Origin of the sequence: Methanolobus sp. ZRKC3 (genome assembly GCF_045291275.1) — an archaeon.
Classification (GTDB): Archaea; Halobacteriota; Methanosarcinia; order Methanosarcinales; family Methanosarcinaceae; genus Methanolobus.
This window is the reverse complement of record NZ_CP146982.1, coordinates 2,344,783-2,357,536: the sequence shown is the minus strand read 5'-3', so window position 1 is coordinate 2,357,536 and position 12,754 is coordinate 2,344,783. Positions and strand designations below refer to the sequence as shown.

The 12,754-nt window shown below is 42.7% G+C and carries 11 protein-coding genes and 1 tRNA gene; 7 read left to right on the top strand and 5 right to left on the bottom strand.

All coding sequences use genetic code 11. The annotated features are described in order from the left end of the window. Positions 1–135: 135 nt before the first annotated feature. The 5 genes from V7O66_RS11975 to phoU are packed head-to-tail and all read left to right on the top strand — an operon-like array spanning position 136 to position 4,261. The gene (locus V7O66_RS11975; RefSeq protein WP_406660544.1) at positions 136–1,020 is read left to right on the top strand and encodes a PstS family phosphate ABC transporter substrate-binding protein; all 885 of its coding nucleotides are present in this window, start codon (positions 136–138) and stop codon (positions 1,018–1,020) included. A 21-nt stretch (positions 1,021–1,041) separates the two neighbouring features. Then, positions 1,042–1,929 carry a phosphate ABC transporter permease subunit PstC gene (gene pstC / locus V7O66_RS11970; protein WP_406660543.1) on the top strand — a complete coding sequence of 296 codons (888 nt, stop codon included), beginning with the start codon at positions 1,042–1,044 and terminating at the stop codon, positions 1,927–1,929. A 5-nt stretch (positions 1,930–1,934) separates the two neighbouring features. After that, a complete protein-coding gene (gene pstA, locus V7O66_RS11965) occupies positions 1,935–2,792 on the top strand; it encodes a phosphate ABC transporter permease PstA (RefSeq protein WP_406662651.1) in 858 nt (285 codons plus the stop codon). A 43-nt stretch (positions 2,793–2,835) separates the two neighbouring features. After that, positions 2,836–3,606, top strand: a complete 771-nt coding sequence (gene pstB, locus V7O66_RS11960; protein WP_406660542.1) for a phosphate ABC transporter ATP-binding protein PstB — start codon at positions 2,836–2,838, stop codon at positions 3,604–3,606. Positions 3,607–3,610: 4 nt separating this feature from the next. After that, positions 3,611–4,261, top strand: coding sequence for a phosphate signaling complex protein PhoU (phoU, locus tag V7O66_RS11955; protein ID WP_406660541.1), 651 nt, complete (start codon positions 3,611–3,613; stop codon positions 4,259–4,261). Here phoU and V7O66_RS11950 read toward each other — a convergent pair. The 5 genes from V7O66_RS11950 to V7O66_RS11930 all read right to left on the bottom strand — a co-directional run bounded on the left by V7O66_RS11950 (position 4,258) and on the right by V7O66_RS11930 (position 11,263). Then, a complete protein-coding gene (locus V7O66_RS11950; protein WP_406660540.1) occupies positions 4,258–6,975 on the bottom strand; it encodes a DNA-directed DNA polymerase in 2,718 nt (905 codons plus the stop codon). The genes phoU and V7O66_RS11950 overlap by 4 nt on opposite strands. 141 nt (positions 6,976–7,116) lie before the next feature. Continuing rightward, positions 7,117–8,250, bottom strand: a complete 1,134-nt coding sequence (locus V7O66_RS11945) for an RNA-guided endonuclease InsQ/TnpB family protein (RefSeq protein ID WP_406660539.1) — start codon at positions 8,248–8,250, stop codon at positions 7,117–7,119. A gap of 163 nt (positions 8,251–8,413) precedes the next feature. Beyond that, a tRNA-Met gene (locus V7O66_RS11940) sits at positions 8,414–8,523 on the bottom strand. 79 nt (positions 8,524–8,602) lie between these two features. Further along, positions 8,603–9,106: a hypothetical protein gene (locus tag V7O66_RS11935; protein WP_406660538.1), complete on the bottom strand. Its 504-nt coding sequence runs from the start codon at positions 9,104–9,106 to the stop codon at positions 8,603–8,605. 99 nt (positions 9,107–9,205) lie between these two features. Continuing rightward, entirely contained in the window at positions 9,206–11,263 is a 2,058-nt protein-coding gene (locus tag V7O66_RS11930) for an S-layer protein domain-containing protein (RefSeq protein WP_406660537.1), read from the bottom strand. A 518-nt stretch (positions 11,264–11,781) separates the two neighbouring features. Here V7O66_RS11930 and V7O66_RS11925 point away from each other — a divergent pair. Both V7O66_RS11925 and V7O66_RS11920 read left to right on the top strand, forming a co-directional pair. Further along, positions 11,782–12,561, top strand: a complete 780-nt coding sequence (locus V7O66_RS11925; protein ID WP_406660536.1) for an ATPase domain-containing protein — start codon at positions 11,782–11,784, stop codon at positions 12,559–12,561. 44 nt (positions 12,562–12,605) lie between these two features. Then, positions 12,606–12,749: a hypothetical protein gene (locus V7O66_RS11920; RefSeq protein ID WP_406660535.1), complete on the top strand. Its 144-nt coding sequence runs from the start codon at positions 12,606–12,608 to the stop codon at positions 12,747–12,749. Positions 12,750–12,754: the final 5 nt, after the last annotated feature.

Below are 12,754 nucleotides of genomic sequence, written 5' to 3'. Positions count from 1 at the left end.
TACACCATATGACAATATATATTTTCTAAAAATATATATTCTAATTGCACAGACCTTATGTATTGAATCAGTGTTGGAGAACAGGTCACTAAATAGACAATACATGATCGTACATGGTAATTAGGTGAAGTAAAAATGTCCAGAACAATTATTAAGAGCATTGCCATATGCTCAATTGCATTTCTTGTTTTAATGTCTGTATTTGCAGGCATTGGTTGCATAGACCAGGATAAAGAAACATCAGGCGAACATGGAGCAGAAGCCGAGAGCATCATCGTCAAAGGTTCAGATACAGTACTTCCACTTTCCCAGGCAGAAGCTGAAGAGTATATGATCGAAAACCCAGAAAAGAGTATCACCGTTATTGGCGGAGGCTCAGGAGTTGGAATTGCTGCACTCATTGACGGAGAAGTCGATATAGCAATGGCTTCAAGAAAGCTCAAGGACTCTGAGATCGAAAAAGCAGAAGCAAACGGAATCACACCCCTTGAGCACGTAGTTGCATGGGACGGAATAGTTGTTGTTGTCAACCCGGAAAACCCAGTAACAGAAATATCATTCGAAGACCTTAAGGGAATCTATGACGGAAGCATCAGCAACTGGGCAGATATAGGCGGAGAAGACCGCACGATCACAGTCATCACACGTGACAGCAGCTCAGGCACATACGGATACTTCCAGGAAGAAGTACTTCTTGATGAAGAATTCCGCCAGGATGCTCTCGTACAGCCAGCCACCGGTGCAATAGTACAGGAAGTCAGCCAGAATACAGGAGCTATCGGATATATCGGATACGCATACCTTGATGACAGCACCACTGCACTTGCACTTGACGCAGGAGAAGGCTTTGTAGAAGCAAACCCTGAAAACATCATGAAAGGCGACTACCCACTCTCAAGACCACTCCACTACTACACCGACGGAGAGCCAGAGGGACTTGCAAAGGAATTCTTTGACTATGTGAACAGCCCAACCGGACAGGACATAGTTTCCGATGTGGGATACTTCCCTGCAATGTAAAAATTAGTATAAGAGGAGCAGATGTTTAATCGATATAAAAAGGAAAAGGGAATTGAATCACTGCTCTTCTTATCCGGAGCAGTGGCAGTAGTAGCCCTTTTCCTGCTTTGTATTTTTTTATTCAGTGATGGGATATTACTTTTCCAACACATATCAGTGATAAGTTTCCTGACCGATACAAAATGGTTCCCCACATCCGAGCCAGTGCATTTCGGCTTACTGCCTTTGCTCCTTGGATCAATAATAGTTACAGTAGGAGCAGTAATCTTTTCAGTACCGCTGGGCATAGCAGCAGCAATATACATATCGGAGCTTGCCGACCCAAAAATAGCAGGCATCTTAAAACCAATCACAGAAATACTTGCAGGGATACCCTCAGTAGTGTATGGATTCTTCGGACTTGTCGTACTAGTACCCACCATACAAAAAACACTCGGAATCCCCACAGGACAGACAGCACTCACAGGATCCATCATGCTGGGAATCATGGCATTACCCACCATCATATCGATCTCAGAGGATGCTATCAATTCGGTACCAAGATCAATTAAAGAAGGGTCACTTGCACTTGGCTCCACGAGGTGGCAGACCATTTACAAAGTGACGATTCCCGCAGCACTTTCAGGCATTTCCGCTGCAGTAATGCTTGGGATCGGGCGTGCCATTGGAGAGACCATGACAGTCATGATGGTCACAGGCAATTCTGCCATCATCCCAGGATTTCCATCAGGATTATTTGCACCTGTCAGGACCATGACTGCAACAATAGCTCTTGAGATGGGAGAGGTCCCGCAGGGAAGCGATCACTTTCATGCACTTTTTGCGATAGGATCAGTTCTTTTCATAACTACATTCATAATCAACATTGTAGCCAACTACATTAAAAGGAGATACAGGTTCGAACTGTGATAGCCATGTTTTCAAATGCAAAACTCAATGAGAAAATAGCTTTTACGATGTTAAAGTTAGCTGTGTTAATGGTAGTGGCTTTTGTTCTTGTGATACTGTACTATATAGTGTCCAATGGTTACAGTGCGATAAGCCTTGAGTTCATTACCGAGATGCCAAGAAGCAGAATGACAGAAGGTGGCATATATCCGGCCATAATGGGTACAATATATCTCATCATAGGATCAATGGGAATTGCCATGCCACTCGGAATACTTACAGCCATATATCTGAACGAGTATGCACGCCCCGGAAAAACTACCTGGGCAATTGAAATGGCAATCAACAACCTGGCAGGAACCCCGTCAGTAGTATTCGGATTATTCGGGCTTGCATTATTCGTGAAGTATCTCGGATTCGGACCATCCATACTTTCAGCAGCATTGACACTGGCACTATTGATATTGCCGGTAATCATAAGGGCGAGCCAGGAAGCACTCATCACAGTTCCAAAGGAATACAGAGAGGCTTCATTGGCACTTGGGGTCACGAAGTGGGAGACCATACGTAGAGTGGTACTTCCTGCAGCACTACCAGGCATGATAACCGGTGCTATTTTGAGCATAGGGAGAGTTGCAGGAGAGACAGCACCCATACTGCTGACTGGAGCTGCATATTTCCTGCCAAGACTTCCAAACTCACTTTATTCACAGTTCATGGCATTGCCATACCATTTGTATGTACTTGCCACATCAGGAACAAGCATATCCCAAACAAGACCCCTGCAATATGGAACAGCCCTGGTACTGCTTATAATAGTCATTTCGGTCAATGCAATTGCAGTAACTTTAAGAAATCACTACAAGAAGAAACTCAGTAGATGATATCATACTAAAAGGTGAAGTTTAGTATATAGAGGTACTTAAAATGTCAAATGATTTTGAAAATGGAACAGAGATAGAGGTTAAAGATCTTAATCTCTGGTATGGAGACAATCATGCACTCCATGACATAAACATCAATATACCAAAAAACAGTGTCACAGCTCTTATAGGCCCATCAGGTTGCGGCAAATCCACATTCCTTCGGTGCCTTAACAGAATGAATGACCTCATCCCCACATGCCGTATTGAAGGTGACATCCAGATAGAAGGACAGGACATATACTCAAAAGAAGTAGATGTCGTAGACCTTCGGAAAAAAGTTGGAATGGTATTCCAGAAACCAAACCCATTCCCCATGTCCATCCATGATAACGTAGCTTATGGGCCCCGCATACATGGCGCGAAAAAGGGAGATATAAGCGGAATTGTGGAAGATGCATTGAGATCAGGAGCATTGTGGAATGAGGTTTCAGACAGGCTGCAAAACTCTGCCCTTGACTTAAGTGGAGGACAACAGCAAAGACTCTGTATTGCCAGAACTCTTGCCGTAAAGCCAGAAGTTATACTCTTTGATGAACCATGCAGTGCTCTGGACCCCATATCAACCAGCAAGATAGAAGATCTTATACTGGAATTGAAAAAAGACTACACCATCGTTATCGTGACACATAACATGCAGCAGGCTGCCAGAATATCAGACCATACGGCATTCTTCCTTGTGGGAGACATGGTAGAATTTGGAAAAACCGAAGAGATATTTGAGAATCCACAGGAAAAGTCCACAGAGGATTACATCACAGGAAGATTCGGGTGATTTTATGATTCGTACGCGATACCAGCACAATTTGGATCTGCTTAAGGAAATGATTATTGCCATGGGTAATGAAGCTCAAAGCGCAGTAGATGAATCAATAGTTGCCCTTAAAGAGTTGGACATTGAGCTTGCAGACAAGGTCATCGAAGGTGATCAGCTCATAGATGATATGGACAGAACAATTGAAAGATGCATTCAGCAAATAATAGCACGCCAAAATCCAACTGCTGGCGATATGAGACTTGTTACTTCCTGCATGAAAATATCCATCGATATTGAAAGAATGGCTGATATGGCTGTGGATATTGCCAATGTTGCAAAGCGCATAGAAGGCGAACACATAAAGCCCCTTGTCGACATCCCCAGAATGGGAGAACTTGTAAGCAATATGCTCCAAAATGCCATTAATGCCTTTGAGACCGTTGACCCCGACCTTGCAAAAGAAGTATCCAGGGAAGATGATGAAATAGACAAACTGTTCTATAACACCGAGAGAGAACTCATAGAAATAATGGTAAATGATAAAACTACCATCAATAATGCATCTCACTTACTGTTCGTTCTCCGCTACCTTGAGAGAATGGGAGACCATGCATGCAATATCTGCGAAAGTATTGTATACATGGCATCCGGAGAAAGAGTAGACCTTAATTAGAAATCGAACAAAGAGCTCTGGGCCTTGCTCCCATTTGAATCCTGCGATTCCGGAGCTTCTCTTTTTTCTATTCTTTTTACAGGATTTTCTTCTGGTTTTTCCGAGAAGTCAAACAAACCTTTTTGCTTTGAGTCATAGTCAAGGTTTGCAATATCCACGCCGAATACACCAAGTATTCGCTCAACGGGAGGAAGTAACTGCTTCTTGACGTAGTAATCCACATCTATTGGGACATTATGCTCGCGCACATAGTCCGGGTCTTCAGCACGGTTGACAAAAAGGTCCTTGCCGGCAACAATAACAAAAGGTATCCTATCTCCTATAGGAGGAGGAGAGCCAGTCCGGCGCTCAATCTTCTCGACAACTGTAAGATGAGGTTGTTTGTTCTTATAACGGGATATTTTTTTGGAGAACTGACGCGTCATAATGAGGTCATCGATTATGTCGGCGTCTTTTTTAACATCGATGTTCCGGATACCATCAACTACCTTTCGCACATGACTGACAGCTGCATCGACATCACCTTTCTTCAATACAAGTTCCAGGATAGTGTTTAACGTCTTGGAAGTCAGGCCACACCAGTCCCTTCGAACTGTTTCCATGCCCTTGACCTTTATCTTGTCCTCCCAGGCATTGCCCGAGCGCTCGAATACCCATATAGCATATCGCTTCTTTGCAATAAAGAGAGCACGTTTTGCAATTGACTCAAATTCAAGTTCCATGGGGTCAGGGAGAGAATCGGAAACCATGCCTGCGATCTTACTACCCACAAGTTCAGCATCCTCAAGGGAAATATCATTTTTTGAGCTGCAGTTCACAAAAACACTGTCCGTGTCACCATAGACTACTGAAAGTGAGACTACTTTATCGTCATCTGATATGGCACCCAGTTCTTCGGTGAAAAAGGCCTTGCCATCCTTTAGGATCACCTTGTTGATCGTGCCATTGATAAGGGAACGCGTATTGAGAATATTATCCCTGCCAAAGCTTGTAACTGCATTTGCAAGTGTGAGACTGTAAAGTCTTGCGCGAGTATAGCCGGAATAACCATAGAAACTGTTCAAGAGTATCTTCAATGCCAGCTGAGTGGCATCAAGAACACGATATTCATCATCATTTGAAGCTGTCTTCATACGGCCCTTCGTCTCAATTCTCCTGTTGAGGAGATTTTCAAGGATAGAAGGCATGATACCCTTTGAAACCCCGGCAGTTACGAACTCCCCCCCAGAGGGCGGCCTTATCGTATCGACCTCAGGACAGTCATTTTCCACAACAGTAGTATAGCAGAGGTTGTGAGCCATCATTATGGTGGGATAGAGAGATTTGTAGTCAAGAATAACAACATCTTCAAGCAGACCCTTCTTAGGATCGAGCACCTCGCCCCCTTTTAAACCTTCGCTGCTCTTATTCCTGAAAGCAACCAGATCATCAGAAGGTTTAGTATGCATCACACGATCCCTTATTCCATACTCGCGCAGCAACAGGTTGTCCACCATGGAGGTCTGACCGCCATCCACCACTTCCTGTAACAAGGAACCACTCACTTGAGCTATTGCAATATACTTATCAAGAAGCCTCAGTTTTAGCACAAGTTCAAGTGCCAACTCCGAGTCACGTCGGGCATAATCTATGAACTTCAGGATCTTTTCGCCGGAATCATTCCAGTATTCCTCCATATCAGAAGGTGCAACGTCCAGCTTTTCCATGTCAAGGAGTTCTTTAGCAACATTTCTCAACGTATAACGTTTTAGACTGTACTGGGCCCGGATAAGCGGAAGTGCGTCAACAACAACCCTACCGGGAATTGATACCATCGTACGATTGCCGATCTTACGATATGAAAGCGCCCTGCCATCACGACCCACATAGGGTTTTATGTTACAGCCATTTTCATTAAGGTTTTTCACCCTGTCGACAATATAGGGAATGTCAAAATCAATTAAATTATAACCAGAAACTGTATCAGAATCATACTTTTGGAAGATATCGAAGAAACGGTTCAGCATATGCTCTTCACTTGCGAAGACCTCAACATCCCCGTCAACATCCTCAACCTCTTTTGAAACCAGAACGATGGTTTCATGGCCTTCAAAAGCAGGGGAAAATGAGAGACTGATCATTATCACAGGAGACTCATCAGGAGTTGGCATCGAACCGCCTATTGGTAAACACTCAATGTCAAATGCCAGATGCTTAAGCGGGGCATTTGATATTTTATCAATTTCCTTCAGTGAAGTGGAAGTGATGATACGGTCACAATATATTCTCTGACCTTCAGCAAATGAATTATCAGATATTGGTTCCGCCGATACCCAGCTCATGCCATGCAGTTCCCTGTCTATCAGGAAACGATTCCTGAAAAGAATATCTGTTTCATAGATTTCCTTAACAGCAGGTATAGCATTAACATCATCACGGATCTCAGGAACGTTTCGAGGCTCCAGTGTTGTCACTTTAAGCATTGGCTTTTTTGAGAGCTGATAGCCTACCGGCTCATATTTTGGAACGACTTCTACCTTTTTGATGACATCAAAACGGTCTTTTAACAGGTCACCTGCGGATTCAGGATCACCGGTGATATTTACATAAAAATATGGTTCAAAACCCGGAACAAAACAGCAGACGCTCTTACCGTCTTCAGCCCTGCCAAAGAGCCTAACGACAGGTCCGTCATCACTTCGGACATAATCAGCGTCCAATATCTGGAAGTTCATGAACTATCTTAGCGATTTGTCAGCATATATGCTTTGCTGTTAAAGCATGCGAGGCTTTGAAAAAATCAAAAGTAGTTACAAGAGAGAGATTTTAATGATTTTCAAAGCACTGAAGCAGTGAACTACACCTAAACTAAAGATTTAGGTGCTTCCTGCTTCATAGCCCGAACCAACGTTCATGACTCCACAGGCTCTATCCGTAGTCCCTACGGTGCATAGATTTAGAATATTGATTGCTGCGTTGATGTCTCTATCGAGTACGAGCCCACATTCAGGACACTTATGTACCCTGACAGATAGACTTTTTTTGACAATGCTTCCACAACCACTACATTTTTGTGATGTATTGTAAGGATTAACTAATTCGACATACTTACCAGCTTCTTCCGCTTTGTTTTCTGTCATCTGGATTAGTTGACCCCATGCAACATCTGATATGGATTTTGCTAGGTGATGATTCTTAACCATGTTCTGAATATTCAAGTCCTCAAATACTATCATATCGAATCTATCGACGAGAATTCGGCTTAATTTATGATTGAAATCGAGTCTCTGATTACGTATCTTTCTGTGAACCTTAACGACTTTCGTTTTTTGTTTGAGTCGGTTCTCGGAACCTTTCTTCTTCTTGCTCAGGCTTTTCTGTTGAACTGCAAGAGATTTCTCAGACTTACGGTAATATTCCGGAGAATCGAATTGTTCACCGTTGCTCAGAGTAACACATGAATTAAGTCCCACATCGATGCCTATGGATGTAACCGGCTTAACTTTTGCAGGATTATCGCCTAAATCAACAGAAAACACTGCATACCACCGGTCAAGTTCTCTTTTGATAGAGCATGTTTTTATCTTACCTTCGATGTCCCGATGCTGTTTGATTTTGATGTTTCCGATCTTGGATAGTTTCAGTTTATTCCCTTCTATCCCAAAACCTGATTGAGGATACGTAAAACTATTGTACCTATCCTTTCCCTTGAACCGTGGATAACCTGGAACATCCCCGGATTTACACCGTCTGAAAAAAGCATCGAACGACTTGCCGAGTCGCCTGAGGACATCTTGTTTGACCTGAGATTGCACTGGCGTATTGAACTCAAGATACTTGATCTGATTGATCTGGTCAAATGTAGTAAGTCCTTGATTGCATCTTTCATATGCATTCCGTCTGTCTGCTAAGAATTCATTGTAGATGTATCTACATACATCCAAAGTTTTTGTGAGAATAATTCCCTGTTCTTTGGTGGGGTACAGACGGAATTTATACGATTTCCGCATAGTATAATATACGCTGTAATGGTATTAATATGTATCAGAATCAAGAACAAGAGGCAGTAATAGACGCTTACATCCCCGATGCTAAAGACATCGGAGTTTTATGCTACAATTATAAATAAGGTTAAGATAAAAATAGGCAAAAAGCACTAAACAAGAAGTTTGATGCCCGGAGCGTGACTCGAACACGCGACCTCCAGATGTCTCAGGAGATTTGGACGCACGGTTAAATATTCCCTATGAGTCTGGCGCCCCAACCAACTAGGCTACCCGGGCAGTGCAGCTTGTAGATAGACAAAGTTATATTAAAACATGTCGATTGAAACGTTTTTCATTAAAAAAATAGAAAGCCGGATTAGAATCCGGTAGATTCTGCAAGACCTTTCAGAATTTCACTGTCATCGGTGTTTCCACCCACAACATAAACGAAATTACCATTGGCCCATATATAAGTATATCTTGGAACTTGCTCTGCGCCCACAGTAACATGCTCTTGTATTACAGTGGCAGGATGATCGTTAAAGGATACTTCTGTGAAACGTGAACCAGCAGTCATCTGTTTGAACTCAGCTTTATACTGAACAATAAATTCTTCTGCAATATCACTGCTTTCCAGTTCGATCATATCGATATATAAGTCCACATCAGAGTACTTGTAAAGTGATTCAGAGGCACCTACGATCCCATCAATGGATACGTAATCTTCTTTCACATCCTCGACCGACATGGGAGGGCTACCCAGATATTCATAACCCTCGGGCAGGACTATGTCTTCACCATCCACAGGAGAATCAGTACATCCACTTACTGCGAGCATTAAAACCAGCAGAGTTGATACTAAAGTAAGTTTCTTAATCATTATTTCACCTCAAAAACCAGATGATAAATTAATTGTAAAAATGTACAAAGCAAAAAAAAGAATATTAGAAGGGAAAATCCCTTCTAGATTTTATTTATTTTAGTTTCTTCTGACAAGGTATGCGACTGCAAGAAGACCTGCAACAGCGAAGATTGCTTCAAAGCCAGGTGCTGGCTCTTCTTCGCCTTCTTCGTCTACAGGAGCCTCTTCGTCAACTACAGGAGCTTCTTCGTCAACTACAGGAGCTTCTTCGTCAACTACAGGAGCTTCTTCGTCAACTACAGGAGCTTCTTCGTCAACAGGCATTTCTTCGTCAGTAGGTTCGCCGTCGACTATTTCTACAGCGTCTTCGCCGATTGTTCTCTCAACGAATGGGTAGAATCTAAGAAGGTTGTTTTCGTCGTCAGCAGTCTGGAATTGCATACCTTCTGCGATGTCTACAGTCTTGTCATCTGAAAGTGTCAATGTACCGGAGTTGAACATCTCGATGGTCTTGCCTACAGCACTAACCTCAAGTTCGCCGAACTCGTCTGAGCTGTCGATCTCAAGAATGTTCTCGTAGTCAATGAGCCAGAGACCTTCGACAACAGCGAGGCTGTCTACCTGACCCTGGAATACATCGGTGATGAGTACTCTGAAGACAATTACATCATCCTGGTCTCCGACATCTACATCGTAGTCCCAGGTTGCGTCTCCAGCAGTTACATCGATAACTTCATCCTCAACGAATTCTCCGTCCTTGGAGAGCTCCATCCAGACCTTGTCACCTTCTACATCGATCTGCTTTGCGGTAAGTGCATAGCCTTCAGGAAGCTCAAGTGCTGAACCGGTCCTGAGTGTGTACTTGTCATCGGTGTCTATGATGAGCTTTACGAGTTCACCAGCATCATCGTTAGCGACTGATACGTATGGCTCTGCAAAGAGACCAATGATTGGGAATTCTGTTATGTTTACTTTAGCATCTGTTTCATTTGCAAACTTTGCTTCATAGCCAGTCTGTACGATGCTTGCATTGTACCAGAGACCCTTTTCAGGGATGCCACGGTTAGTGTCATCAATAGCTGTCAGAATATTAAGTTCCTCGGAAGCAAGGTTGTCATCAAGGTCTGCCCAGAAAGCAGCAAACTCGTATGCGCCCCATGTAAAGTCGCCACCGGCTTTAACAATGTTACCTCTGATTACGTATGTACCAGGTTCTGTGTATTCCTTTGCGACGTAGAATCTAAGAAGGTTGTTTTCGTCGTCAGCAGTCTGGAAGAACATGCCTTCTGCGAGGTCTACAGTCTTGTCCTGTGAAAGTGTGAGTGTACCGGAGTTGAACATCTCGATGGTCTTGCCTACAGCACTAACCTCAAGCTCGCCGAACTCGTCTGAGCTCTCGACCTCAAGTATGTTCTCGTAGTCAATGAGCCAGAGACCTTCGATAACAGCGAGGCTGTCTACCTGACCCTGGAATACATCGCTAATGAGTACTCTGAAGACGATTACATCATCCTGGTCTCCGACATCTACATCGTAGTCCCAGGTTGCCTCTCCAGCAGTTACATCGATAACTTCATCCTCAACGAATTCTCCGTCCTTGGAGAGCTCCATCCAGACCTTGTCACCTTCTACATCGATCTGCTTTGCGGTAAGTGCATAGCCTTCAGGAAGCTCAAGTGCTGAACCGGTCCTGAGTGTGTACTTGTCATCGGTGTCTATGATGAGCTTTACGAGTTCACCAGCATCATCGTTAGCGACTGATACGTATGGCTCTGCAAAGAGACCAATGATTGGGAATTCTGTTATGTTTACTTTAGCATCTGTTTCATTTGCAAACTTTGCTTCATAGCCAGTCTGTACGATGCTTGCATTGTACCAGAGACCTTTTTCATCTATGGTGTTTCCATCCAAATCAACGTTTGAGCCGTTTATGATTGTAAGGGTTTCACTTGCAAGATCATCATCGAGATCTGCCCAGAAACCTGCAAAGTTGTATGCGTTGAATTCGATGTTTCCATCGACATTAGTCTGAGTTGAATCATCAAGTATATCGCCGAAATCAGTGCCGTTGAGAATTGTACTGCGTATTACGACTGAATCTGCTGCAGATACAGGCATAGCTAACGCAGCAAGAGCAACAAGAGCTACTAATGCGATTGCTGTAAATCTTTTCATTATTTTCCTCCGTTAAATTATAGTTTGTAATAGAGTGAGAATCAGTGGATAAAATGCATAATGCACTCTAAGGATCTTCGAACAAATCAACGAAATGATATTTTCGTTTATTGCCGAAGGGAACTTCATCACCCTCTTAATCCCGTCATATTGGATTACAAGAATTGTATTAAACGATTGCCCTATTAAATCTTTTGTGGTCTAATTGGAGAGAATTATCGCATTGCATTGGCAAATAGCGATACATTTAACGGTGAATGTCGAAGTTTAGGAATGAAATGTCCCAAAAATACGTTAATACAGAAATTTAATATACGAATTGTCGAACTTAGACCAAAATCACCAAATGGACTAATGCAGCAATCCGGAAAACACCTCATTATTATAAGAATCATCTCAATATATTTTTATATATCCGATACAATAAAGATTTGCGTGAATGTATGCAATAAATCTGAATTAATAGTACCAATCACAAAGAGTTACTAATATAATAGTACAAGGAGTGAAATAATCAAATGTACGATGGTGCAGTTTCTGAAGTGATCTCGATGGAAGACGAGGCAAACCGGGTCAAAACAGGCATACCCGGTTTTGATGAGTTGTGTGGTGGCGGACTTTTGAGGGACAGGACATATCTTGTCTCAGGGACATCAGGAGCAGGAAAAACAAACTTTTCAATCCAGTTCATCTACAATGGCATTACCAAATATGGCGAAAATGGTATAATAGTAGCCACTGAGGAAAGGCCGGAACAAATAAGAGAAAATGTAATGAAATTTGGATGGGACCTGGAAGCCCTTGAAGAAGAGAACAAGTTGGTGATCATCGATGCATGTTCCACTAAAATAGGAATTCCATCACAGGAAAAATACGTGGATGCCAGACCCTTCGACATTCGTTCGATGATGGACCAGATAATTGCAACCCAGGAAGAGATCAATGCCAAGCGTTCACTTGTAGATTCTACTACATCAGTAAGTTTCTACCTGCAGGAACCTGCAAAAATACGCATTGAGCTTCTAAAATTGAGTACAACCCTCGAAGTTATCGGACTTACATCCATGATGACCTGTGAACTTGTGGATGAATCAAATCCATCCAGGTTCGGTGTCGAGAATTTTGTTACTGACGGAACCATTGTACTATACTATAAGAGCCATGAAAATGTGCGCATGAGAAGTATGGAAATATACAAGATGAGAGGATCGGACCACAGCAAAAAGATCCACCCATATGACATCACACCCGCAGGGTTTGTCATACACCCACATGAAGAAGTATACTCGATGTTCTGACATGATCAGAACTTATTTTTTCATACATCCGGATATAATTCCTCATGACCACATTCGACACACTTATAGATAACAACAGGACGACCAAACTGATCGTGCCTTTTAAGAACAGGATATCTCCACCTGTTCATTTTTCCTTCGCAAACTGGACATCGGTGATTCATAGTATCACCCGTATGGTAGATTAAAAAAC